Origin of the sequence: Enterococcus sp. DIV1279b, assembly GCF_050531515.1 — a bacterium.
Lineage (GTDB): Bacteria > Bacillota > Bacilli > Lactobacillales > Enterococcaceae > Enterococcus_D > Enterococcus_D casseliflavus.
In genome coordinates, this window is the sequence record NZ_CP172891.1 from 800,754 (window position 1) to 826,786 (window position 26,033).

Annotated in this window: 21 protein-coding genes and 1 pseudogene; 17 read left to right on the forward strand and 5 right to left on the reverse strand. The window is 40.7% G+C overall.

Going from position 1 to position 26,033, the window contains the following annotated elements; genetic code table 11:
- Positions 1 to 20: 20 nt before the first annotated feature.
- The 4 genes from IGI71_RS03825 (at position 21) to IGI71_RS03840 (ending at position 3,756) form a co-directional block, all read left to right on the forward strand.
- On the forward strand, positions 21 to 980 hold the full coding sequence (locus IGI71_RS03825; protein WP_010747562.1) for an L-lactate dehydrogenase: 960 nt from the start codon (positions 21 to 23) through the stop codon (positions 978 to 980).
- A 318-nt stretch (positions 981 to 1,298) separates the two neighbouring features.
- Positions 1,299 to 2,375 (forward strand): ABC transporter permease, encoded by a 1,077-nt coding sequence (locus tag IGI71_RS03830; RefSeq protein ID WP_010747563.1) that lies wholly within the window; start codon positions 1,299 to 1,301, stop codon positions 2,373 to 2,375.
- A gap of 5 nt (positions 2,376 to 2,380) precedes the next feature.
- Complete coding sequence (locus tag IGI71_RS03835; protein ID WP_010747564.1) at positions 2,381 to 3,082, forward strand: ABC transporter ATP-binding protein; 702 nt, start codon at positions 2,381 to 2,383, stop codon at positions 3,080 to 3,082.
- A gap of 47 nt (positions 3,083 to 3,129) precedes the next feature.
- On the forward strand, positions 3,130 to 3,756 hold the full coding sequence (locus IGI71_RS03840) for a TetR family transcriptional regulator (RefSeq protein WP_081117236.1): 627 nt from the start codon (positions 3,130 to 3,132) through the stop codon (positions 3,754 to 3,756).
- A 115-nt stretch (positions 3,757 to 3,871) separates the two neighbouring features.
- Here the strand turns inward: IGI71_RS03840 and IGI71_RS03845 are convergent, their stop codons facing one another.
- A complete protein-coding gene (locus IGI71_RS03845; RefSeq protein ID WP_005225272.1) occupies positions 3,872 to 5,299 on the reverse strand; it encodes an APC family permease in 1,428 nt (475 codons plus the stop codon).
- Between the two features lie 558 nt (positions 5,300 to 5,857).
- On the reverse strand, positions 5,858 to 6,397 hold the full coding sequence (locus tag IGI71_RS03850) for a hypothetical protein (RefSeq protein WP_010747566.1): 540 nt from the start codon (positions 6,395 to 6,397) through the stop codon (positions 5,858 to 5,860).
- 140 nt (positions 6,398 to 6,537) lie between these two features.
- Between IGI71_RS03850 and IGI71_RS03855 the strand changes: the two genes are divergently transcribed.
- The 7 genes from IGI71_RS03855 (at position 6,538) to istB (ending at position 14,799) form a co-directional block, all read left to right on the forward strand.
- Positions 6,538 to 9,015 (forward strand): vitamin B12-dependent ribonucleotide reductase, encoded by a 2,478-nt coding sequence (locus tag IGI71_RS03855; RefSeq protein WP_010747567.1) that lies wholly within the window; start codon positions 6,538 to 6,540, stop codon positions 9,013 to 9,015.
- Between the two features lie 86 nt (positions 9,016 to 9,101).
- Complete coding sequence (locus IGI71_RS03860) at positions 9,102 to 9,491, forward strand: DUF4430 domain-containing protein (RefSeq protein WP_010747568.1); 390 nt, start codon at positions 9,102 to 9,104, stop codon at positions 9,489 to 9,491.
- 538 nt (positions 9,492 to 10,029) lie between these two features.
- Complete coding sequence (locus tag IGI71_RS03865) at positions 10,030 to 10,518, forward strand: AAA family ATPase (protein WP_010747569.1); 489 nt, start codon at positions 10,030 to 10,032, stop codon at positions 10,516 to 10,518.
- A 171-nt stretch (positions 10,519 to 10,689) separates the two neighbouring features.
- On the forward strand, positions 10,690 to 11,484 hold the full coding sequence (locus tag IGI71_RS03870; protein WP_232624640.1) for a hypothetical protein: 795 nt from the start codon (positions 10,690 to 10,692) through the stop codon (positions 11,482 to 11,484).
- 752 nt (positions 11,485 to 12,236) lie between these two features.
- Entirely contained in the window at positions 12,237 to 12,767 is a 531-nt protein-coding gene (locus IGI71_RS03875; RefSeq protein WP_010747571.1) for a DUF3324 domain-containing protein, read from the forward strand.
- Positions 12,768 to 12,830: 63 nt separating this feature from the next.
- Positions 12,831 to 14,069: an IS21 family transposase gene (gene istA, locus IGI71_RS03880; RefSeq protein WP_010747572.1), complete on the forward strand. Its 1,239-nt coding sequence runs from the start codon at positions 12,831 to 12,833 to the stop codon at positions 14,067 to 14,069.
- Complete coding sequence (gene istB, locus IGI71_RS03885) at positions 14,059 to 14,799, forward strand: IS21-like element helper ATPase IstB (RefSeq protein ID WP_010747573.1); 741 nt, start codon at positions 14,059 to 14,061, stop codon at positions 14,797 to 14,799. The genes istA and istB overlap by 11 nt, the downstream gene beginning before the upstream one ends.
- Positions 14,800 to 14,820: 21 nt before the next feature.
- Here istB and IGI71_RS03890 read toward each other — a convergent pair whose 3' ends face one another.
- Positions 14,821 to 14,994, reverse strand: a complete 174-nt coding sequence (locus IGI71_RS03890) for a hypothetical protein (protein ID WP_010747574.1) — start codon at positions 14,992 to 14,994, stop codon at positions 14,821 to 14,823.
- A pseudogene (locus tag IGI71_RS03895) lies at positions 14,994 to 15,080 on the reverse strand (resolvase); the annotation flags it as partial. The pseudogene IGI71_RS03895 and the gene IGI71_RS03890, both read right to left, overlap by 1 nt.
- A gap of 87 nt (positions 15,081 to 15,167) precedes the next feature.
- Here IGI71_RS03895 and IGI71_RS03900 point away from each other — a divergent pair.
- The 5 genes from IGI71_RS03900 (at position 15,168) to xylB (ending at position 22,961) form a co-directional block, all read left to right on the forward strand.
- On the forward strand, positions 15,168 to 15,800 hold the full coding sequence (locus IGI71_RS03900; RefSeq protein ID WP_010747575.1) for a YitT family protein: 633 nt from the start codon (positions 15,168 to 15,170) through the stop codon (positions 15,798 to 15,800).
- 329 nt (positions 15,801 to 16,129) lie between these two features.
- A complete protein-coding gene (gene xylA / locus IGI71_RS03905; protein ID WP_010747576.1) occupies positions 16,130 to 17,434 on the forward strand; it encodes a xylose isomerase in 1,305 nt (434 codons plus the stop codon).
- Between the two features lie 73 nt (positions 17,435 to 17,507).
- Positions 17,508 to 19,451 (forward strand): hypothetical protein, encoded by a 1,944-nt coding sequence (locus IGI71_RS03910; protein WP_010747577.1) that lies wholly within the window; start codon positions 17,508 to 17,510, stop codon positions 19,449 to 19,451.
- A 465-nt stretch (positions 19,452 to 19,916) separates the two neighbouring features.
- A complete protein-coding gene (locus IGI71_RS03915) occupies positions 19,917 to 21,446 on the forward strand; it encodes a glycoside hydrolase family 43 protein (protein ID WP_010747578.1) in 1,530 nt (509 codons plus the stop codon).
- Positions 21,447 to 21,464: 18 nt separating this feature from the next.
- Positions 21,465 to 22,961 (forward strand): xylulokinase, encoded by a 1,497-nt coding sequence (gene xylB / locus IGI71_RS03920; RefSeq protein WP_010747579.1) that lies wholly within the window; start codon positions 21,465 to 21,467, stop codon positions 22,959 to 22,961.
- A 227-nt stretch (positions 22,962 to 23,188) separates the two neighbouring features.
- Here the strand turns inward: xylB and IGI71_RS03925 are convergent, their stop codons facing one another.
- Complete coding sequence (locus IGI71_RS03925) at positions 23,189 to 24,358, reverse strand: ROK family protein (RefSeq protein ID WP_010747580.1); 1,170 nt, start codon at positions 24,356 to 24,358, stop codon at positions 23,189 to 23,191.
- A 174-nt stretch (positions 24,359 to 24,532) separates the two neighbouring features.
- On the opposite strand from IGI71_RS03925, the gene IGI71_RS03930 reads away from it, so the two are divergent.
- Positions 24,533 to 26,014, forward strand: a complete 1,482-nt coding sequence (locus IGI71_RS03930) for a GH39 family glycosyl hydrolase (RefSeq protein WP_010747581.1) — start codon at positions 24,533 to 24,535, stop codon at positions 26,012 to 26,014.
- The last annotated feature ends 19 nt before the right edge of the window (positions 26,015 to 26,033 follow it).

Below are 26,033 nucleotides of genomic sequence, written 5' to 3' on the forward strand. Positions count from 1 at the left end.
AGAAAGGGAAGGGATCGCACATGAAAAGTACAAGCAGAAAAGTTGTCGTTGTCGGAACAGGTTTCGTTGGAACGAGCATTGCGTATTCCATGATCAATCAAGGACTAATCAATGAATTGGTCTTGATCGATGTCAATCGAGACAAAGCAGAAGGAGAAGCCCTCGATTTGTTAGACGGTATGTCATGGGGGCAAGAAAACATCAAAGTTTGGGCGGGAGAGTACTCGGAATGTAAAGATGCTGATATCGTCGTTATTACTGCAGGGATCAACCAAAAGCCAGGACAAACACGGCTTGAATTGATCGATGTGAACGCCGAAATTATGGCAAGCGTCACAAAACAAGTGATGGCTTCAGGCTTTGATGGCGTGCTTGTCATCGCTTCAAACCCAGTCGATGTCTTAACTTATCAAGCATGGCGTGTGTCAGGGCTGCCAGCCAATCGTGTTGTTGGTACGGGAACGACCCTCGATACCACAAGACTTCGAAAAGAAGTGGCGGCAAAATTAGCCATCGATCCACGGAATATTCATGGGTATATCATTGGGGAACACGGTGATTCGGAAGTCGCTGTCTGGTCCCATACAACGATCGGTGGTCAACCGATCGTAGAATTGATCAAGCAAAAGGATCGTTTGACCGTTGCCGATCTAGCGGTTCTTTCTGAACGAGTAAAAAATGCCGCCTATGAAATCATCGATCGAAAACAAGCAACATTTTACGGGATAGGGATGAGTGTCGCAAGAATCGTTCGAGCGATCTTAAATGATGAGCAAGCGATTCTGCCGGTGTCTTCCTACCTTGATGGGGAATATGGCATCAACGATTTATTCACAGGTGTTCCTGCAGTCGTGGACCAAAACGGCGTCCGCGAAATTATTGAATTGACGCTTACCCCTGAGGAAAAACGGCAGTTTGATACTTCGTGTCATCAGTTACGAGCAGTAATTTCCACAATTGGACAAAGCAAAGTCAGCTGATCTCAAGAATACTAGTAATGAAATCCTCGTGTTCGTTTTTGCCAAAGCATGGTTCGACTATTTACGGTCGGCCATGCTTTTTTTACATCTAGCCAAGAATGTTAAAAGGAAATGGCGTATTTTACGCGAAACGCCCACTATTCAACTCTCTTTTTTCTCACTCCTTTAGAAAAAACATCCTCAGTGAATGACAGAAAAAGAATGATCGATCAACCTTGCAAACATTTCGAGTTGTAAAAAGTGACAAAGTGTCACCTTGTGTGGTATTCTTCAAAAAGTGACACTTTGTCAACATTTGGAAAACAGGAGGAAAGAGCAATGTTTCTGGCTATAAAAGAAATGCGTTATTCAAAATTAAGATATGGGCTGATCGTAGGAATCATGTTTTTGATTGCCTATGTTGTTTTTATATTGTCTGGCTTAGCTACCGGACTTAACTGGGATTTTAAAAAGGCCATCGTCGACTGGGATTCATCCGCGATCGTTTTATCAGAAGATGCGAATGACACATTTGCGGCTTCGCAATTGACGAGAGGGGATCTAGACCGTGTAGCAGGAACCCAAAAAGCCCCGATTGGTTTATATAGCAGTGTCATCACGGTCAACGATGAACAAGTCAATGTGACTGTTTTTGGTACACAAGACGATGCGTTCTTGTTACCAGAAGTTTTAGAGGGCAAGCTGTTTTCAAAAGAAAATGAGATCACGATTTCAGAAAACTTAGCAGAAGAAGGTATCAAGGTCGGGGATCAAGTGAAAATCGGACGTTCAGATGAAACCTTCAAAGTCGTTGGGATCACCCCAGAAACGTCTTATACGGTGTCACCAGTGATTTATACTTCCCTCGATACTTGGACGAAAATGAAGTTTGCTAATCAACCATTTCCATCTGATAAGGAGCAGCCCATCAATATCATTGTGACCAAATCAAGTGATCCGAGAGTCGATAACCAAGAAGGAACCCAGCTCAAAGTCTTGGCAACGGAAGACTTTATTGAAAAGCTTCCCGGATTTTCTGCCCAAAACTTGACCTTAAATGCCATGATCTACTTCTTATTTGTTGTTGCAACGGCAATCGTGGGGATTTTCATGTATGTGATCACCCTACAAAAAACGGCGATTTTTGGTGTGATGAAAGCCCAAGGGATTCGGACCAGCTTTATTGCTAAATCAATTATTGCGCAAGCATTTATGGTCGGTGTGATCGGGGTAGCCCTAGCCTTTGCGGCGGCATACGGCACCAGTTTGTTTTTACCAGATGCCATGCCATTTTTCTTTGAATTAAAGCAATGGCTGCTTTATAGCGGCATCTTGATTCTCGTGGCAGTTCTAGGCGGCTTATTCTCCATTCGGACGGTCACAAAAGTCGATCCAATTACGGCAATAGGAGGGTAACAAAGATGAAAGACATTTTAGTAATGAAGGATATTATAAAAAAATTTGGCAAGCTGCATACCGAAGTAACGGCATTAAAAGGACTGAATTTTCACGTTCAAGAAGGGGAGTTTGTCAGTATCATCGGCCCTTCTGGTTCAGGAAAAAGTACCTTTTTGACCATCGCTGGCGGCTTACAAAGTCCAACATCGGGAGAGATCATCATCAACCAGGTGAACTTTTCCCAATTAAATGAAAAGCAACGAGGAAAGTTGCGTTTTAAAGAGATTGGGTTTATCTTGCAAAGCTCGAATTTGATCCCTTTTCTAACGGTAAAGGAACAATTTTATTTGGTCGACAAAGTTTCAAGAAAAGCCAAGGAAAAGGAACGGATTGATGAATTGCTTGCTTCATTAGATATTCTCGATCTTCAAGACAAGTTTCCCCGCGATTTATCTGGTGGGGAACGTCAACGAGTAGCAATCGGCAGGGCGTTGTTTAATGACCCAAGCTTGATTTTGGCGGATGAACCAACTGCCAGTTTAGACACCGATCATGCGTATGAAGTCGTGAAGTTATTGGTGAAAGAAGCGCATGAGAAAAAGAAAGCGACAGTCATGGTCACTCACGACGAGCGAATGATCCAATGGAGTGATCGCATTTTCCGAATGGAAGATGGCAATCTGATCGAACAAAACGCCCCGTCAAGAGAAACTGCACAAGTCTGAGTGGAAAAGTAGAGGGATTTGTTTATAATAGAGGGAGTAGATTGCGAATGATGGAGGAGAATCCCTTGCCAAGTACAACATTTTTTCATTTAAAACAAGAGAAAAAAGAAAAAATCGATGCCGTGCTTTTAGAAGAATTCTTCAGCAAGCACATCAGTCAAGTCAAGGTCTCTGCCATCGTCGAAAAGTCGCACATTTCTAGAGGGGCGTTTTACAAGTACTTTCAAAACTTAGAAGATGCCTATGACTATGCGATCGCCGACTATTCAAACCAAATCCATTCCGCGATTTTTACGTTTATCAATCGCAACAAAAATGATTTTTTCAAAGGGATCGAAGAATACTTGGCTTGGTGCAGTCAATGGTCACCTGAAGATGATCATTGGAAAATGATCCACTTATGTACCCAAAGCAATGCCTGGACGAAGCGCGATGCGATCCCTGACGATTCGCCCATGATTCGTCAGTGGTTGGAGCTGTTGGAAGAAAATCGCTTTACGATCCATGATACGCAAGAAGCTGTCAGTTTCCTTTATTTTATTATGGCGGTCGTGATGGATAGTCTGACAGATTTTATTTCGAATGAATGGACCGCAAAAGAGCTGATCAAAGATTTTCGCTATAAGGTGCAATGGATCAAGTATGGAATCAAAGAGGAAAATGACGAAGAATGAACGCTTCGGCAAGAGGATGGAGCAAATGCCTCGCACAGCGGAAAAGTTCATATATAAGGAAAGAGGTGCCCGACAACCGAAATAGTTGTCGGACACCTCTTTTTTGAGGGAATGATTATTTTTTATTTACACGTTTCGCAATGATCGGCAAGATCAAGCCAATCAAAAGAAAGGCGATTGGCGTAATGATATTTAAGGCCAATTGGAAGAACCAAGCTTGCGGATCTGCCGCATAATCAAGCTTAGGAACCATCCCTAAAATGCAGGCAAAGGCCGTGAACAAGAAGCACCATAAGCCGATCCCAAAGCCAACCTTGGTGTTTTTCACGAATTTATAATCGGAAGTAAAGCGATTGGCGTGTTTGTTGACTAACATAAAGGCTAAGAAGACCCATAAGTAACGCAATGGCATGACAACTGAATTCAAGTTCAACAACCAACGATACAGTTCGGTCATATTGCCGATTCCTAGTGCTGGAATAATGATCAAAATGCTGACTAGGATACCAGTCATAATATACCCATTTACTGGTGTTCCTTTTTTGTTTAGTTTTGCTAAGCCATTTGGTACAAATTCTGAATCAGCATCAGACAATAATATTTTCAATGGGGCATCAATTGAAAAAGCCAAAGCAGAAATTTGCGCCAACGCATTGGCGATGGAATAAAGAATGACAAAGAAATTGCCGATTCCGTAGAAGTTTCCTAGTCGTTGAAAGGCTTCATAAGCGCCGTTGACCATCAAATCTTCTGGAATATGGTTGGCATCAAAAAGCATCCCCATAGCAATCGAGCCTAGCAAGGCACATAACGCCACCATACCGGCTAAAAAGATCATGCCTTTTGGAAATTCTTTGGCAGGATTTTTTGTGTTATTTACGTAAGGCGAGATTTTTTCACAGCCACCTACCGCAAATACCAGCATCGAGATCGTGGTTAAATAGGTAAAGTCAAATTTAGGGATATAGGTTGAAACAGATGACATATTTGGTGTAGCAATCTCAGCACCAGTCATTGCTGGAGCAGTCACTGCTAAAAGAATAAAAAGAATCGACATCACGAACATGGCTGTTCCGGCGATGTTCCCAATCATTTTTAAGGTCGTCAATCCTTTAGAGGCAATCCATAAAAAGAATAGAAAAATAGCTAAACAAATCAACGAGACTTCCATGGAGCCCATCGTTGATACAAATGTACCATTTCCTTTAAATAACCAACTCAATGACACTAAGATTCCTTGGGGTTTTTGTGCCAAATAAGGCACGTGAACGACCCAATAAGTCCAAGCAGCAAAAAAAGCCAACCGCTTTGTTGAGGTTTCTTTGATCCATGAGGAAACCCCACCACTTGACTCTTTGAAGGTCGATCCTAACTGACCAACACTTAATGCATAGGGTACAAAATAAAGAGCCATAATTAATAGCCACGAAACAACAACAGTCAATCCTTGTTGAGCGTAGTTGTTTACAACATTTCCCAGTCCCCAAACAGAGACGAACGCCATCAGCGCAATATTATACCAGCGTAATTGTTTCTCATTCATCGCTTTCTCCTTCTTAAAATGATTTTTCTGACTGGTTAAAATAGAGCGTTTTTTGAAATTTAGTGAGAAAAAAATTTCTTTCCATAAGCGCTTGATCACTATCAAGTTTCTTATGCATTTTTTCACAAATGTCAAAGATCAAATTGAAAAAAAATTTTCATTTGCTTCTTTTTATCCAGTCGTTGATTTTCCATAGTTAGGATAAACCTCTGAATTCTTTTGGTCAAGAAAAATTAAATTGTTATTTAAAAAAAATAATAAATTTCTGATGATTGAAAAAGCAAACATCATCATTCATTAATAATTTGAAAGGAATCCAACTACATTTGGTCAAGGGCATGGATGAAAGAGGGAGTGTTTCATTTAAATGAATGGACGTACAAAGATGGAAGAAACCCTTTCGTAAGGCTTTTCGCTGGTACTTTTTGGATTGATATTTAAGCAAAGAAAGTAGGAGAGTAGTCGTAGTTTTTTTGGTTTTCTAAGAAAAATTTTACGCGAACATTCTTTCAAAGAAACACTAAAACAAAGTTAGCCGAATGCTTCGTTCCATCGAAATCACTCGTTTTTTTTCGCCAACTTATAGGAGGTGGGTGTTATTCGCTCAAATACTGGCCATAAAATCAGATAAAAGACGAAGTTTCCGCTGGCATGGAAGAAATCGAACAGTAGTCCTTGAAGGTAATAGGCAAGAAACGAAGGAAACTGATAAAGCCAAACTTCCATCAACGAAACGATCAAGCCATAAAGAAGTCCGCAAAGAAAGGCAAAGAAAGCTTGCAAGAAGCGGTTTTTCTTGATGATCGGTATTTTTCCAATCTGATGAAAAAGAACGATGGTGACAGTAAGTGCAGCCAATTGACTGATCGTCCAGAGACCCATGCCTAGATAGATATTTGTTCCGAGCAAACTTAATAAGGCAATCACCAACGCATCGGATAAACGGTAAGAAAAAGCCACTAAAAATAAAAGGGCACTCATAGGCTGAATGTTAGGGATAAAGACAAAAACTAACCGTCCAACGATACAAGCCGCAGTGATCAGTGCTAAATGAGAAATTCTTTGGATAGAAAATATCTTGGTTTGGGGAGGAAGCATGAGAATCGCCGTCTTTCTAATTGATAATCATTCTCATTATACATGGAAAATAATAAAATTCAAGATTGAAATGCACATTATATAGTACGATAATAAAAAACGAGAACAATATGTTGTGTTTTAGAAGGCGAGGGAAAGAAATGGAATACAAAAAACAAACGATTGAGAAATTGAACGAGGATATCAAGTTGTTCCAAGAAGTTTCGGCGATCACACCAGAAATGACCCAAACATTTGAGGGAATCGCTCGTTTGATTATGCTGGATCGTTATTCATACAAGGATCAAACCCATCAAACATTGCGTAAGGATGATTTGGTGATTTTGACAACGAAAGCTGATCCTAAATATCCTGCGCGAGGAATCGGTGTTGTGAAAGCAATCGATGGGGAACTAGTCTCTATCGAAGTGGAAGAGGCCTATCGCTCAGCGTTAGAAGATATTGATGAACAAGCCAATGGACTTGTTAAAAGAAGAAAAAGTGACATTGAAAAACCGTTAGAACTCTTTTTTGAGCAAGTGGCGCATCGTGTAGCCAAAGGGATTTCTGCCAACGAGTCCCATGACCAGGAGCACTTCTTTGAGGCGTTTTACCAACAAATCGTGGCGCAAAACCTAATTCCCGCAGGCAGAGTACTTTATGGAGCAGGAACAAATTCTCAAGTTACCTACTTCAATTGCTTTGTGATGCCTTTCATCCATGATTCCCGAAAAGGGATTGCTGTTCATCGACAAGAAGTTATGGAAATCATGAGTCGAGGTGGCGGGGTTGGAACCAATGGGTCGACTTTGCGACCAAAATCAAGTGTGGTCCACGGTGTCAGTGGTCGGTCTTCTGGGGCAGTTTCTTGGTTGAATGATTTGGCAAACTTGACGAACCTTGTCGAACAAGGAGGTAGCCGCCGTGGAGCGCAGATGATTATGATGGCAGATTGGCATCCAGATATTTTTACGTTTATTCTTTCTAAAGTTCAAAATCCTGCTGTATTGCTTCACCTGAAAAAAACAGTCACGAATGCAGCAATCAAACAACTGATCAATGAAAAACTGCAATTTGATCCTTTGACAAAAATGGAAGAAAGAATGTTCACTTATCTAGCGCAACTGCCTGAATCGTCAGATAAGGAACATAATGACATGATCCAAAAGGCAAAAGAAAAATTGCGCATAGGTGGCAGCTATACGGTAAAAGAAAGTGATTTCTTAACTGGTGCGAATATTTCAGTCTGCTTGACAGGAGAATTCATGGAAGCAGTGAAGACAGATGGGTGGTATGAGCTGCGCTTTCCAGATATTGACAATTATTCAGAAGCAGAGATGGCGCAATATGATGCAAAATGGGCGGAAGTCGGGGATGTGCGAGAATGGGCAGCTGCTGGTCATAAAGTCAAAACCTATCAAAGAATCAAAGCTCGTGAGTTATGGGAGTTGATTACTTTTTGTGCAACGTATTCTGCTGAGCCTGGTATTTTCTTTATCGATAATGCCAACAAGATGACGAATGCTACAGCATACGGACAAAAAGTCGTGGCAACCAATCCGTGCGGTGAACAGCCCCTAACCCCTTATGCCGTCTGTAACTTGGCAGCCATCAATCTCGCAAACATGGCGGATCGCCAGAAAGGCACCGTTGATTTTGCCAAACTAAAAGAAACCGTGAAAACAGCAGTTCGTTTCCAAGACAATGTTATTGACGCAACGCCTTACTTTTTTGACAAAAATGAGCAGCAGGCGAAAGGGGAAAGACGTGTTGGATTAGGGATCATGGGCTTGGCAGATTTATTGATCTACTGTGGGAAAAAATACGGATCGGCAGAAGGGAATCAATTCGTTGATCAAATTTTCGAGGCAATGGCAGTCACTGCCTATGAGGCATCCATTGAATTGGCGAAAGAAAAAGGCAGCTTTCCCTTCCTGATTGGAAAAAATGACCAAGAGACGCAAGCGTTGCGGAAGAAATTTATCGATACAGGATACATGAAAAAAATGCCAGCGCACATCCGCGAAGGCGTGCTGCGAATCGGTATTCGCAACTCTCATCTTTTGACTGTTGCGCCAACAGGATCGACAGGCACGATGACGGGAGTTTCAACTGGTTTAGAACCTTACTACTCCTTTTCTTATTTTAGAAGCGGTCGACTAGGTAAGTTTATTGAAATCAATGCGGAAATCGTTGACGAATACCTGATGGATCATCCTGAACGAACCAAAGCGGAGTTGCCGGCATGGTTCATTTCCGCTATGGAGTTGACACCCGAAGAGCATGTCGGTGTGCAATGCACCATTCAACGCTGGGTGGATAGCTCCATTTCAAAAACGGTCAATGCACCAAAAGGATATACAGTAAGCCAAGTAGCCAAGGTTTATCGAGATCTTTATGAAGGAGGAGCCAAAGGAGGGACCGTCTATGTAGACGGCAGCCGAGATTCACAAGTACTTACCTTAGAAGCGGTTGAAAATGAGCTGACCGCACAAGTTGAACCGCTGCCTGTCGTTCAAGTAGATGAACCCGTCGCCTCTGGTAAAATCTGTCCCATCTGCCATGAAGGAACCATTGAGGAAATCGGCGGCTGCAGTACCTGCACAAACTGTAAAATCCAATTAAAATGCGGGCTCTAAGAAAAACGGGATTGATAAAATAACTCTTATCCGCATATTGGATAGAAAAACGATTAGTATTTTGACTATTGGAGAGGAAGAAATAGATGAAAAAAGTATTTGTCGTATTCATGCTAGTGAACACACTACTCGTCGCTACAGGATGCCAACAGGTAAGTGTAACGTCAGAAAGCACGCAGCAAAGTTCCTTGAAGCAAGAACAAGGAACAGCTACGATCGTCATCCAAAATCAAGAAGCTGTGACCTCAAAAGAAGTAACGTTCCGAGAAAATGAGTCGCTGCTGGAAGTAATGAAAGAAAACTTTGCGATCAAAGAAAAAGATGGCTTTATCACTTCGATTGACGGCATCAGCCAAGATCAAAAAGCCAATCTATTTTGGGTCTATACCGTCAATGACCAAATGACCGATAAAGGGGCACAAGAGTTGTTTTTAAAAAACAATGACACTATCACATTTGATTTGAAAGCATTCTGATTTGTTTGATTCTAAGGATCTTTACTGGTACAAAAGAACTTGCCCATAAAGATCTTTATCTATACAGATAGACTCTTGCGTTGATTTTGGAGGCAGTTTTGCACTCAAGTTCTACTCAAGAGTCTATTCTTGTTTTTCTATCAGAGTTTGGAGTGGTGGCTTATTTTATTTTAAAATTGGAATAATAGAAATAAAGATACCATTACATACATAAGTTTTAGCCATGATGTTTCTTTCGTATTTTGGCTTTCGTTCCTATTTTTTGTAGAAAATAATTTTTTTATAGTAGAGTGGAAATGGACAAAAATTTGATTTATCCGTTAGCTTAAGTGGCTAACGCTTCTATTCTCTAATATATGATTTTACTTACTATTTTTCTTGCGATTGTTTCCCAATCTGCTTGTTGTTCATAAAAACAATGTTATCATTGTATCATCAGATGTGGGTGGCGAACAGTGGTCTAAAACACGAGCGTTGATTACAAATAAGGTTTTTTCGTTCTCTTTGTTTATTGTTCGAAAAAGGTAGGAGGAGAATAATGGTTGAGGTACTTTTGATGTGTGGCGTTAGTGGTGCAGGCAAAACCACTTACTCAAAACAAAAAGAGCAAGAAGGCTATGTAAGACTAGCAATAGATGAATTGATTTGGGAAGATTATGGCGTTTATGGTGTTGATTACCCTTCGGAGAAATATGCAAAAGTTTCTTCATTATCTTCAGTTAAATTGAAAGAGCTTACAGTGAAGGCTGTTCAAGAAGGAAAAAACGTAGTTGTCGATTCTAGTTTTTGGGCTAAAAGTCACCGAGACGCTTATAGAGAACTACTGGCAGCATATGATGTGACGATTAAAGTAATCTATCTAAAAGCTGATTATGATACTTTACGAAAACGATTAGCGATCAGAAATAAAGTCCAGACTGCAAATTCCGCTTTTCCTATTACAGAAGAAATCCTTCAACGTTTTTTTTCAGGATTCGAAGAACCGATAAATGAAGATGAAGTAGTGATTGAGCAAAAGAATAAATGAAGTAGCATCAAAACGTTTTTTACTCTTTTTCAATACAGTTAGTCTTATTCCTGTGCAGGACACGAAGGACAGTCATGCTAGAAGCAAAATAGTGATTGGCAATTTCTTTTCTTGTTGCATTCTTCGATTAATAAACGAATCAAAAAGCAAGCCGCTGAAGACAAAATGACTATGACAGCTGTTAAAGACCAAGAATCAATACATGAAACCGCCCATTGGATAAATAGGACGGCAAACAGTAAGCACCTTGAGCAATCGAAACCACAAGTTAGTCCGTATATCAATGCACTAGATTTTCTTTTTTCTGAGCAAATGATCTTTGAATATGAGGAACTCGAAAAAAAGATAAAATATGATCCATTATTGAAAGAAAAAAAAGAGCGATTTGATAGGATTATTCATTATATTGAGGAATATTTTAATATAGTGATAACAGATAATCGGGAGAAACTTCTGGTAGATTTATGTAATGCTGCGAACATTCATTTTGGTCCCCCATTTATTTTATACGATAAATTCAAGAGGTTTTCTGAAGAGGTGATGAAGTATAATAAAACTTTTTTTATCGAAATAAAAAAGGTTTTTATGTCTCAATTCCCCAATGAACCAGCTTATGTGATTGATACTTACCTGTATATGATTATAACGCATTGGCCACAACTGCTGATATCACTTAATAAAATGATTAGTCAAATCCGTATTTCTTTAGTATTTGATAGTGATATTGAACATATGGAAATGATTGGAAATCTAATCGAGATACTATTTCCTAGGAGGTTTACAATAAAAATCGTTTCACACTTTACGAGATTGGAGGAATTAAAGAATATTATTGATACGCAATTAGTTGTCACTAATATTTGTGATTTAAATATTCCAAAAAAAGATATAATCGTTATATCACTATATCCTTCTGAAAATGAATTAAAAATGTTGCGCGAATATTATGAAAATAATGTAGATTGATCTGATGTAAAAATGCTAGCTCTTATTAAAAAACTAGATATTAGTCAACATGAATGTTCTACAAATTTTGTACTGCAGTTACTTATTAAGAATCCATCGCTGATTAAGCTGTCCAGTATTATTGATAATGGGTAACTTAATCAATGAGAAATAATGTACTTACTTTCTAATGAGTAAAGTTATACAAAATTGTTTGGAAGTGGAGATAAATTATTCTTAAATGACTATTAACTAGGTAATAAATGAATGTTTCACAAAAATATCAAATTATGAATTTAGTACTAGATATACAGGGTCATAAACTTAAAAAGTTTTTGATCCTTTTTAATTTCTCATTTAATAGCTCTTTAAGCAGCTCAATTAATTAGGTCAGAAAGTATTTCATATAGCGGTCAGCAGAGTATACCTTGTTGGTCTATTTTCCGATTGAAATATATAAACGTTTTTTGACGGTCAGATATGTTGAGCAAATTAGATTTCAAAAAAATAGAATGTGTATAATGAAATTGTTAAAAAGAGTGTTCAGAAATGACGATTTTCTGAACACTCTCTTTAGATACCATAATTGATATGGAGTGCTCAATTTTTGTGTTCATAAACTCGTAACTAAATCATTGTTCAATTAAAGTTTGGATTTATGAGTATTAGTACAAATCTTAGATAGGGTCAGAAACTTAATGGTTTTTTATCCTTTTACTATATTAAAATATTGAAGAATAAATTATAATGAAAAAATTTTATCTTTAGAATCAATGGCTATTGAGAACACACTGTCTCATGTTATGGGTCTTGTTGTATCGAATAAGCGAGAGCAACTTTCTCCCGAGCTAGATTTCTTAGATGTCTATGCGGACCAATTAAACTTTAGAAATGTGTTCAGTGCTCGGATCCAAAATCAATCGGGGACGTTTGTTAATCAGTTAGAGGTTATTGCATCAATTTATAATGAAGATCAAACAGAAAGCCTCTATTCCACAGAGGCATCAGGAATGCAAATGGTGCCTCACTCCAATTTTGCCTTTCCAATTCCTTTGAATGGTGAGTCATTTGTCCCACGTAATTATGTTCTTCATCTACAAGCAAATTCTGGAGAATTGAAATGGGAGTGGACGAGATCATTTGAGGTAGATGATCATATATCTAAGACATTTAACCGACAAGATATAACTATTCCTAGCCAAAATAAATACTGGGTATTAGTTTCTATTTTTCTTGTTATACTATTACTTTTAGTGCTTTTTATGTTAACGGCAACGATAAAATGTAGGAAAATGGCAATTTAAAATTGTTGGTTTTCCTACATTTTTGTATGCTCTTCTTATCCCAAATGAAACGGAGGTTCAGGGATGAGAAAAGATATACGCGAAGGAGTGATGATCTACGTGATCAACGAAATCAAACCGAACTATGCCGCATTAGCCAAACAATATGACTGTGATTATCGAACAGTCAAAAATGCATACGAAGAAGCTAAGGGTGAAACGTCCACACCTACCCCGCGCAAGAAACGTCCAAGCAAGTTGGATCCATATAAAGAAATTATCCAAGACAAAGTCAAGGGGCATTGTAGTGCCTACAGTATCTTCAAATTTATCGAACGCAAAGGATTTGACGGGAGCTACAGCCTAGTAAAAGCTTACTGTCGCGAGTTCAAACAAGAAAAAGTGCAAAAGGCCACCATTCGTGTCGAGCATAACCCGGGACTTTCCACCCAGGTTGATTGGAAGGAAGATATGCGCTTAATCAGTAATCAAGGAGAAGTTTTTGAATTTAATATCTTCTTATACGTCCTTCCTTACTCGAAGAAAAAATTCATTACTTTAACCTTTGACCGTAAGCAAGATACCCTGTTTGAATGTCTGGATGATGCCTTCTATCACACCGGTGGTGTGCCAAAAGAAATCTGGTTCGACAATATGAAGACGGTGGTTGATCATTCTCGCAGTCAGTTTTCAAAAGCGTATTTCAACGAACGCTTTTATGCCTTCAGTAAAGACGCCAGCTTCACGCCAATTGCCTGTCGTCCCTTTCGACCACAAACAAAAGGATGTGTAGAAGCGTTAGCCAGAACTGTTGATCGACTGAAGGTCTATAACCATGAATTTTATGATACCGTAGAGCTATGTCATCTAGTGAATGACCTATGTTCTGAGTTAAATAGTGAAGTCTCCCAGGCAACGGACCAGACGCCAGATGAGCGTTGGTGGACAAACGAAAAAGAGCACCTACATGAATTACCGAAAAACCTTTTGAATCCTTATTTTGAGGACTTTATTAGCCGTAAAGTCACGAAGGAAGCCATGGTCGTTTTCCGTAAATGCAGGTACTCTGTAGATCCTCGCTATATCGGTAAAGAGGTTGAAATCGAGCTCTCCGACAAGGAAGACCAAGTACAAATTCATTATAACGGAGAACTGATCCGGTCGCATCCCTTAACGAAAAAACAATTGAACTATCATGAGGAGGACTATTTCCAAATCCTAAAGTCAGATGTCATGAGCCATAAAGAGGACGATGACATCAGAGCTTATACTCGCGAAAGTCTAAAACAATATGATTTGGTGGAGATTGCTGATGAAGAATAGCCATTATCAAGAACTGATGACCAACCTAGAAACGCTCGGTTTGAATCACATGCGGGAGTATGTTCCCAATTATATCGAGGTTGCCAATCGAGAGGAGCTTTCCTTGACGGAAGCTCTTCTGGAATTAACGCGAAAGGAAGTCAATCATCAACATAACCAGAAAATGAATCGCGTGATAGAGCGAGCGCGCTTTCCTAAACGGACCAGTCTAGAGGAATTTGATTTTACCTTCCAGCCAAGTATTAATAAACGTGAACTGCTGGATTTAAAGCACATGGGTTTCGTAGAAAAGCATGAGAACCTGGTCTTTATTGGGAGCCCAGGAGTTGGGAAAACGCATCTAACGATTGCCTTAGGAATTGAAGCCTGCCATCAAGGGTACCGGACTTTATTCATCCCTTGTCATGAGCTTCTTTTACGCTTACGAGCTGCCTATGAGAAAGGCACGCTTGAGCGAGTACTAAACCGATATGCACGATATGATGTGTCGATTATTGATGAGATTGGCTATCTACCGATACAAAAACAAGAAGCCGATTTGTTCTTCCAGCTTCTGGCCATGCGTTATGAACACCGCTCTACGATTATTACGACAAATATCGTCTTATCTCGATGGGGTGAATTGTTTCAAAGCCCAGAAATCGCGGCAGCGATCCTTGACCGACTGGTTCATCATGTCAAAGTGTTCAAGATTACCGGCAAGTCTTATCGTATGAGAAATAAAATCTAAACTGGCGATTGCCGACAATTCCTATTGCCGAAAACCTACATTTTTATTCTGCCCAAAACCAAAGGTGATAAACGTTTCATCTGTAAATAGTGGGTCTTTGATCTCAAAATAACCGTCTTTTTTGGTGCTTTGTTTTAAAGCACTTGCGTAGGCTAATGCCTGGCTTGGTTTTTCAGCTAAAATAACCGTACTCATTAACTATCCCTCTTTTCTTTGTTTTTTCTTTGATCTACTGTCACGTTATATCTTGCTCGATACCTTCTAAACGTTCGGCGATTGATTCAGTTTTGTGAAGAGTACAAATTGGTGAAATAAGGCTGGTTACATTCATCAACAAAAATAACTTATCTGTTTTGGAGGAAAATACTGTGTTAAAAACAATTAAACCCCGCGCACTAACGATGGTGTTTTTGGGGAGTACAATCTTATCTTTTGGCTTATTTAATATCCATTCCTTCAGTGGTGTGACTGAAGGTGGTGGTCTGGGGCTGACCCTGTTACTAGATCATTGGTTTCATTTGTCACCAGCAATCACTGGGTTCATCTTCAATATGTTATGTTATGCGGCTGGCTGGAAAATATTAGGGCGAGAGTTCATATTTTATTCCATTGTCGCTTCTGTGGGTTTTTCTGCTAGCTATAGTCTTTTTGAAGCAATCGGACCTTTTTGGCCCCATATCGGTGATACGCCCCTTTTGGCAGCAGTAGTAGGAGCTATCTTTGTCGGGGGTGGCTGTGGGCTTTGTGTTCGAGCAGGTGGTGCCCCGGGTGGAGATGATGCTATGGCCATGAGTATTGCCAAAGTTTTTAAAATGAAAATTCAGTGGGCCTACCTTGCTAGTGATTTGGTCGTCTTGGTATTGTCTTTGAGCTATATTCCCTTGAATCGCATTGGTTTTTCATTGCTGACAGTCATACTTTCAGGACAACTCATCGGTATCGTACAAGAATTTCATTTGCCAGCTTGGATGCATCAGGAAAAGCCGGCTAAGGTGGAGTAATCAACTTTTCTAGCAAGCTTAAATACAAAAGCGTAAAGGCAAGCAACCTTGAAAGAGGGCTTGCCTTTTTTTAGACTTGGTATTATAAAGTTTTCACAAGTGAAAACTCCATAATACCAAGTCTACAATCCGGCTGATTCTCCGGTAGCAAGGCAATCTTGTTTTCTAATTGATAGGAGGGGATGAAGGTAGCTTTGGGAGTAGCGCATTTCTTTAAAAAAACTGAAAAAAAGATACGTGAAAGCGGTTGACATTTAAAAAAGGTTGCGCTATTCTTTAATAGAGTTAGTTAGTTAAGCTAAACAACCTATTTGATGGAGGGATTTTCAATGAGTTATTTTCCAAGTATCGACAAGATTCAATATGAAGGCACAGACACAAAAAATATGTTTGCATTCCGCCACTACAATCCAGATGAAGTAGTGATGGGCAAAAAAATGAAGGATCATCTTCGTTTTGCCATTGCTTATTGGCATACAATGACTCAAGATGGTTCGGATCCATTTGGTAATCCAGTCAACCAACGCCCTTGGTTTGGTGAAACGCCAATGGAAACTGCCAAAAATCGGGTAGAAGCCTTCTTTGAAATTTGCGAAAAATTAGGCGCAGAATACTTCTGTTTCCATGATGTAGATATCGCACCAGAAGGCGATAGCTTAGAAGAATTCTTTGCAAATGTTGATGAAATTACTGACTTGATCAAAGAAAAAATGGATCAAACAGGGATTAAATTGCTTTGGAACACTGCCAACATGTTTTCTAATCCACGTTTTGTTAACGGCGCGGCTTCAACAAATAACGCTGAAGTTTATGCGATTGCTGCAGCACAAGTGAAAAAAGGCTTAGACATCTCCAAAAAACTTGGCGGTGAAAACTATGTCTTCTGGGGTGGCCGTGAAGGATACGAAACTTTACTGAATACCAACATGAAACTTGAACAAGACAATATAGCTCGTCTTTTCAAAATGGCGATTGCTTATGGTGAAAAAATTGGTCACAAACCACAGTTCTTGTTGGAACCAAAACCAAAAGAACCTTCAAAACATCAATATGACTTTGATGCAGCGACTACGATGGCCTTTATCCAACATTACGGTTTAGAAGGCGACTTCAAGTTGAACTTGGAAGCGAACCATGCTACTTTAGCTGGTCATACATTTGAACACGAAATTGCAGTGGCACGTTGCTACGATTCATTGGGTTCATTGGATGCCAACCAAGGGGATGTTTTGTTAGGTTGGGATACGGATGAATTCCCTACCAATGTCATGGACGTGACTTTGGCGATGTACGAAGTCTTGGAAAATGGCGGTATCGCTCCTGGTGGGATCAACTTTGACTCCAAAGTACGTCGTTCCGCTTTCGAAGCAGAAGACTTGTTCTTGGCTCATATTGCTGGGATGGATACTTTCGCTCGCGGTTTGAAAAATGCAGCGAAATTAAAAGAAGATCGTTTCTTCGATGATTTGAAAGAAGAACGCTATGCTTCCTTTAACGAAGGCCTCGGCGAAAAAATCATGAAGGATGAAGAAGACTTGGAAAGCTTATACGATTATGCTGTTAGCCATGAAGATCCAGTCCTGAAATCTAGCCATATCGAATATGTGAAAAATATCTTGAACGATTATTTATAAGCCGTTTAAATGATGAGGGGTCTTCTTAGGCCCCTTTTCTTGTACAAAAAATTAATGAAGGTTAGGTGGACTGATGACTCGCGATTTATGTTGGTTACGAAAAGTAGCCAGTCATTATTTTCAACATTTCTCATTGCCTGCGGATGATTTAGTGGCAAGAAGTATTCGCCGAGAAGTAGGCACATTACTGAATTTGACAAAAGAAGTAGCAAGTGAAGGGGACTTGGCCTTTTCACTTGTAACAGAAGAGTGTTTGGGAAGGGAAGGCTATCGAGTAAAAGGGGAGCAAAATCATGTTGCTATTCAGAGTAATACGACAAAAGGCTTACTCTATGGCTTATTTGCCTTGTATGAAAAATTGATATTGGGAGAAGCTTTCACTTCTTTTACAAGTGTGCCAGACCAAGCGCTACGGATGATTAATCACTGGGATAATATGGATGGAACAATTGAACGAGGCTATGCCGGAGATTCCATTTTCTTTAAAGACAATGAATTTCGTAAGGATTACCAACTGATTGAGTCCTACGCTCGTCTTTTAGCATCTGTGGGAATTAATGCTATCTCAATTAATAACGTGAATGTTCGTGGTGCAGCCAAAGCCCTCATTTGCGAGGAGCATTTTGGCGAATTGCGACTTATTGATGAAATTTTGGGCTCTTACGGAATTAAGCTATACCTTAGTGTGAACTTTGCCGCCCCTAAAGCGATTGGTGGTTTGGAAACAGCGGATCCTCTTGCTAAAGAAGTCATCGCTTTCTGGCAAGAAAAAATTGATGCTTTATATCGTTATATTCCTGATTTTGGGGGCTTTGTAGTGAAAGCGGATTCGGAAGGGGAACCAGGGCCTTTTGCTTATGGTCGTGGGCATGATGATGGGGCCAATATGTTTGGCAGGCTATTGCAACCTCATGGTGGACATTTGGTATGGCGTTGTTTTGTTTATAATCATCAGCAAAACTGGCGGGACCGTAGCATTGACCGTGCCAAAGCAGCGTATGATCATTTTATGCCTTTGGATGGGAAATTTGTTGAAAATGTTAGCCTACAAATTAAGCTTGGCCCATTGGATTTCCAAGTGCGAGAGCCCACTTCTCCTTTGTTGAGTGGGTTGCGAAAGACCAATCATATCATTGAGTTTCAATTGACTCAGGAATATACGGGGCATCAAAAAGCCGTTTATTATCAATTGCCCGTGTGGAAAGAAGCATTGGATTTTGATTGTCGCAATGAAGACGTACCAGGCCAAGTGAAGGAATTATTGAAAAACACTTCACCACAACCAGCTTACAGTGGTATTTGTGCCGTAGGAGTGGTGGGCATGTCAGAAAACTGGACTGGCCATAAGCTGATGCAAATCAATCTCTATGGTTATGGCAAACTGTGTTGGAACAATCAGCTGACCACCCAAGACTGTGCCCAACGTTGGATTGGCTTAACTTTCGATTTAGCTGAGGATCAAACGAAAAAGTTGGCAGATCTTTTGGTGACTTCTCGGGAAACCTATGGCATGTATACAGCCCCTCGAGGTGTCGGTTTTATGGTGACGCCAAGAACCCACGATGGGCCCAATATCGATGGTTATGAATATGATCGGTGGGGAACGTATCATTTTGCTGACCATCTGGGTATTGGCAATGATCGAACAACTTCAGGAACGGATTACGTGTCACAATATGCGCCAGCTATCCGAGATTACTTTAATGACTTAACAACTTGTCCCGATGAGTTGTTGTTATGGTTTCACCATGTACCTTACACGCATCGACTACACAATAGCAAAACCCTGATTCAAGACATCTATGATACGCATTTTGAAGGTGTTAAACGAGTTGAGGACTATCAAGCTGTTTGGGAAGAAATCGGTCCTCATGTTGACCAGAATTCTTATCAAAATGTCAAAGAGTTGCTGCAATGGCAACGAGAACTGGCAGTGGAGTGGCGAGATCAAATCAATACTTATTTCTGGCGAAAATCGGGTATTGCCGATCAAGCAGGGCGTAAAGTATATCCATAAAGTTACGCTTATAAAGGGTTCTACGCTTTCAAGCCTTGAAAAATAAATACGAGGCCATCTGACGCGGGATATACGAAGGTTTTGAGGTAAAAAAGAACTTTAGTCTTTAGAAAATAGTATGACGGTAGCTAAACTAGCCCTGTCAAAAGAAAAACGAATTTTTTGTCTGTCGGTTTCGCTATAACCTGATGAAGTTGTTGGGGGGCGAGACCGACTTTTTTTAAGGAGTAAAGGGTTCGTGCATAGTTGTTCATTAGTGGTTAATAGACGGATAGTGGTGTAGCAAAAAAAACAAAAAAATTGTTCTGTAAGCGGTTGACTTGTGTCAAGAGGTGTTTTATCATTTAGAAAGTTAGTAAAGCATACAAACTGAACTAGCTGACTCATTTTAATAGCGCCTTATTTCAGGGATGCTAGCTGGTGTCCCTCTTCCTTAGCAATTAAAAATGAGAAACGAGGCTAACCATGAATACTTTTACTAATCCAGTTTTGAAGGGCTTTTCTCCAGATCCAAGCGTTTGCGGGGTAGGAGAAGATTTCTATTTAGTGACCTCGACGTTTGCTTATTTTCCAGGTGTTCCCATTTATCACAGCAAAGATTTGGTAAATTGGACACAAATTGGCAATGTCTTAGAGCGGGATAGCCAGTTGCCTTTAGACCAGGCGGGGCATTCCCAAGGGATATTTGCACCTTGTCTTCGTTACCATGAAGGAACTTTCTATATGATTACCACCAATGTTACCCATGGTGGCAACTTTGTGGTGACAGCAACCGATCCCAAGGGGCCGTGGTCTGATCCCTATTATTTAGAAGATGCTCCAGGTATTGATCCCAGTCTATTCTTTGATGAAGATGGACGTTGTTATTATGTAGGCACGCGCCCGAATCCAAAAGGTGTCACTTACAATGGTGATTGGGAAGTATGGTTGCAAGAACTTGATCTAAATACCATGCGTCTGATTGGTGTGAGTACTTCTTTGTGGAAAGGTGCTATGCGAGATGTAGTTTGGCCTGAGGGACCACATCTTTATAAAAAAGACGGCTATTATTATCTGATGATTGCGGAAGGGGGAACTGGCTTTAACCATTGTGTGACGATTGCTCGAAGTCAACAAGTGGCAGGGCCTTATTTGGGAAATCCCAATAACCCTATTTTGACTCATCGACATTTGGGTAAAGATTTTCCTGTTTGCAATGTCGGGCATGGGGATTTAGTAGAAACGACAACAGGCAAGTGGTATATGACTTGTTTGGCTAGTCGAAACTATGAAGGTTACAGCAATCTTGGACGTGAAACGTTTCTCGCTGAAGTTGTCTGGGAAGACGGCTGGCCGGTAGTCAATCCAGGTCATGGGCAGCTTTTAGACGTCCAAGAACATGCACTGCCCCTCATTCCAGTCCCAGAAACAAGCCAGTTTTCATTGGCTGAAGAAAACGTTGCCTTTGTCTATTTGCGTAATCCGCATCCTGCTGATTACAATCGGACTGTTCGTCCAGGCTGGTTGCGATTGACACCCGGGGAAGCGACTTTATCAGATGTGGCTTCACCCACTTATATTGGGTTACGACAAAAAGCGATGAATTACCATTTTCGTGTCGATATCCAACCATCCTTGGCTAAAGGGGAAGCATGTGGCTTGGCGTTGATTCAAAGCAATGACTACCATGTACGTTTGGAAATTACCGAAACAGAAAATGGCTATCTAGCCCAGCTCATCCGTACTCTAGCTGGCGTAGAAGAAACACTAGGGAGGACGACCTTTACCGGTGATCGTTTCGTATTGCAATTTACCGGTGCGTTGCAACAATTGACAGCCAAGGTAATTGTAGCTGAAGAAGAACATCTTGTCGCAGAAGCGGTGGCTATTCATTATTTAAGTACAGAAATTGCTGGTGGTTTTGTAGGCTGTACAATGGGTCTATATGCTACCAGAACAGCACCACAGGCTACAGGATATGTGGATGCTTATCAAATTGAACACCAGGTCAATTAAGAGAAGGGAATAATCGCTATGAAACAAATTTTAGGCTTAGATCTCGGAACGAGCGCGTTAAAAGGACTCCTTTTTGATGAGGGCGGGAACCTGCTAGCATCAGCAGATAGTGCTTATCCTTTAGATACACCACAAGCTGGTTACAGTGAACAAAATCCGAATCATTGGCAAAAAGCAGCGGAAATTGTGATGACAAAACTGTTGGATTTGCGTCCAGATATGAAGGATGCGTTGGTGGGGATTAGTTTTTCCGGTCAAATGCATAGTTTGGTGTTATTAGACGATGCCAACCAAGTTATTCGTCCAGCAATTTTGTGGAATGACGTACGAACAACCAAAGAATGTCAAGAAATCATGGCAACTTTTGGGGACCAATTGTTAGCCATTACGAAAAACGTGGCTCTCGAAGGATTTACCTTGCCTAAAATTCGTTGGGTTCAAAAAAATGAACCAGCCAACTGGGAAAAAGTGGCTCATGTGATGTTGCCAAAGGATTATTTGGCGTTTTGGCTGACAGGCCGATATTCGATGGACTACTCTGATGCAGCCGGTACATTGTTATTGGATGTAGAAGAAAAAGTTTGGTCAGCGGCTATTTTGAAACAGTTTGATATCGATGAAGCGGTCTTACCAACACTACATGAATCAGCTGGATTAGTCGGCAAGATAGTACCAGAATTGCAATTGAAATTTGGTTTTACCCAAGAAGTAGCGATTTTTGCTGGTGGGGCAGATAATGCCTGTGCTGCATTGGGAGCTGGGATTATTAAAGAAGGCTTAGCGATGGCCTCTATCGGAACAAGCGGCGTCTTCTTGTCTTATGAAGCAGATGAAACAGTGGATTATCAAGGAAAACTCCATCTCTTTAATCATAGCGTCAAAGACAAATTGTATGGGATGGGCGTGACTTTGGCCGCCGGAAATTCATTGAGCTGGTTTCGGGATACCTTTGCGCCAGAAGAAGATTTTGCGACCTTATTAGCGGATGTGGGGACTGTGGCAGCTGGCTCAGATGGGCTGTTGTTCACTCCTTATATCGTAGGGGAACGGACACCTTATAGTGATGCCAAGATTCGTGGCAGTTTTATTGGCATTGACACTCATCATCGATTGCGCCATTTTGGCCGTGCAGTTTTGGAGGGCATCACTTTTTCTTTAAAGGATTCTCAACAAATCATGGCAGATACGACGGGGCGCCATTTTAAACAGATTGTCTCCGTTGGTGGTGGGGCGAAAAACCCTGATTGGCTGCAAATGCAAGCAGATATTTTCGATGCTGAAATCTTAACGTTGACTACCGAACAAGGTCCAGGCATGGGAGCTGCCATGTTAGCAGCTATCGGAGCGGGATTATTCCCAGATGCTGAAAGTTGTGCCGAGGTTTTTGTGCACTATGACAAACACATCATGCCTGATCCACAACAAGTAGCGAAATATGCGAAAATTTATGAGATTTATCAAGATGTTTATCCCCAAACTGCACCAATCTGTCATCGTTTACTGACAGAAGAGTAAAAAAATGCCTCATTGCCTTGAAAGGTAAATAAGACATCGGATAATCAGCAAGTCGGCTGATTACTCGATGGCTTTCTTTAAAAAAACGATGGAACCGTATTCGTTTGCCCTGGATAGCGGAAGTTTCATGATGAATGGTAGCTAGTAAGCTTGGGACAAAAAGACTTATAGCCACTTAACATCGTAAAAATTGCTCATGGGTTTCGCCATGAGCAATTGGAAGAAGCCTACTTTTTAAGCATTCCTAGTCTTAAGTTTTGGATTTTTAAAAAGTGGGAAGTAGCCTGGGCAATGCCACCGTATAGCGGGGCATGATCCCCTAACAGGCTCGTCTGAATGGTGATACTTTGCGTAAAACGAGAGACCATTTTTCGACGTATCCGGGGAAGAAGATCGGGAATTTTACGATAGACAGAGCTATTGACGATCAATAACTCAGGATCTTCTGCCACGATGATATTGTTTAGGCCGATACTTAAATAGTCAACATTTTCTAGGGCTAGACGGATGGCATCCACATCACCGGCATTATAGGCGGCTGCAAAAATATCAGAATTAACAAAATCCAAGTCTTTTAATTTGGCAAAAGTATCAAATAACACTCTGTTGGAGGCATATTGTTCGAGACAGCCCTTATTACCACAAGGACAGAATTTGCCATTAGGGAAAAGCGTGCTGTGTCCTAATTCTCCAGAGAAGCCATGGGAGCCAGATTGTAAAGAACCATTGGCTACTGTGCCAGCGCCAATTCCGCTATGAATACTCAGACTGATAATTTTTTGGTAGTCGCCAGTTGTCATAAAGCAGTATTCCCCGACAGCATTAAGGTTGGCTTCGTTTTCTACAAAGACCGGCACACTGAAAAGTTGCTCTAGGGGTTCTTTGATATCCAAGCCAGACAAATCGTAGTAAGGAGTAAAGGTGATGCGGTTATCGTTGACAATCCCGTGGATGGCCAATGAAATCCCCACTAGACCATGGGGCGTCACTGGGGCCTGACTTAAAAAATTGGTGATAATGCTTTGAACAGTGGGCAAGATATTTTCGCTATTGATTGGGGTATTTTTTCTTTCTTCGAGGCGAATCACTTCCCCATCGAGATAAGCCAACATCCCTGCCACATAGTTATAGCCCACATCAAAAGCAAGCGCCAATCCGCAGCGTCCATTAAAGTGCAGCTGAATCGGTTTTCGCCCCCCCATCGAACTAGCGTTACCGATACCAACTTCTTCTACGATATCGTTTTCAATTAGGTTTTTGATAATTTGCGAAACCGAGGCCTTATTTAGATTGGTTAAAGTGGAGATGTTGGCTCGGGAAATATTTTTATTTTCAATAATCGCTTTTAGTACAGTCGCTTCATTTTGCTCACGAATGTCAAGTTTATTAATAATCATGGACAATCCCCTTTTTAAAGTACGTCTTAGAGTTAGTATACTGTGCAAATTAACTGATTACAACTGAAAAAAGGGGGATTCATAAAGTTTTGTAACAAATGTTAGCCAATTATAGTTAAAACCACTAGCCAAAATGGTTGTTTTTTTAACTAACTATTACGAGGAGAAGAAAAAATGGAAACTATTCAATTGACAAAAAATATGACAGTTAGCTCATTTCACAATTTTGCGGATGATTGTATTGGTACTGGCCGGATGGGCTTGGCTCTACAGCGGCAATACCAAGAACAATTACGTCTCGTACAAGAAAAAATTGGGTTCAAGTATATTCGCGGTCATGGCTTATTTAGCGATGACATGGCAATCTACCAAGAATACGAAGACGAAACGGGACAAAAAGTCGCGGAATATAATTTTACCTACTTGGACATGGTGATGGATTTTTATCAAGAAGTGGGTATAAAACCCTATTTAGAGTTGGGCTTCATGCCACAAAAACTAGCTTCTGGGGATCAGACGGTCTTTTATTGGCAGGGAAACGTGACCCCGCCTCGCTCATACGAAGGTTGGTGCCAATTAGTCCAAGCGACCTTACAACACTTAATCACACGCTATGGTCGGGCTGAGGTAGTGACTTGGCCGGTGGAAGTTTGGAATGAGCCGAATTTGCCAGGTTTTTGGCAAGATGCTGATATGACCGAATACTTTAAGTTATTCAAAGAAACTTTTTTTGCGGTGAAAGCTGTCGATGACCAATTCAAAGTTGGGGGACCAGCGATTTGTGGGGTAGATGATATCAATTGGCTACAACAGTTTATGGCCTTTTGTCACGAGGAACAATTGGCGATTGATACGGTGACCCGCCATTTTTACACCATTTCTGATCCAGAGACCGCCGGACATTATAGCTATGTGACTTTGCGAGAAGCACAGGAATCCCTGACTGAGTTGGATATTTCCCGTAGTATTATCGATGACTATCCAGAATATCGTGGCTTGCCGATGCATATTACGGAGTTCAATACGTCTTATCGGCCGGATAGCCCTTTGCATGATACGAATTTGAACGCAGCCTATATCGCTCAGTTGCTTTCAAGATTAGGAGAAACCAGTGCCTCGTATTCTTATTGGACGTTTGGGGATATCTTTGAAGAAATGGGGGTTCCCTTCACACCGTTTCATGGAGGTTTTGGGCTAGTCGCCAATGGCAATATTCCTAAACCAACTTTTTGGACCTTTGCTTTTTATAAAAAACTACAAAAGAACTGTCTTTATAAAGGGGAACACGGCATAGTAACTTCAGATGGCAAGGAGCGCTTTGCTGGCGTTTTTTGGAATTTAACAGCTGAAGCGATGTCTTTCCAACTAGATTTCCCAGAAGAGGTTGAAAAATGGTGTATCACTTCAGAAGTGGTGGATCAACAAACAACCAACCCATTGCAAAGTTGGCATGATTTGGGAGAGCCAGCCAATTTGAGTGCTGAACAACGAGCGCTTTTGCAGCAAATTGCTCAGCCAAAAGTGACTACCACGGTCACGTCTAACAGCTATTCATTTACTGTACAGCCTCATGGAGTTCATTATTTCGAGGCGCGGCCAAGAAAGCAAACATCTGATCGAGGCTATGATTATCAACGAGTCTTGGCTGGTAGATAAGAAAATTTGTTTATTTGGA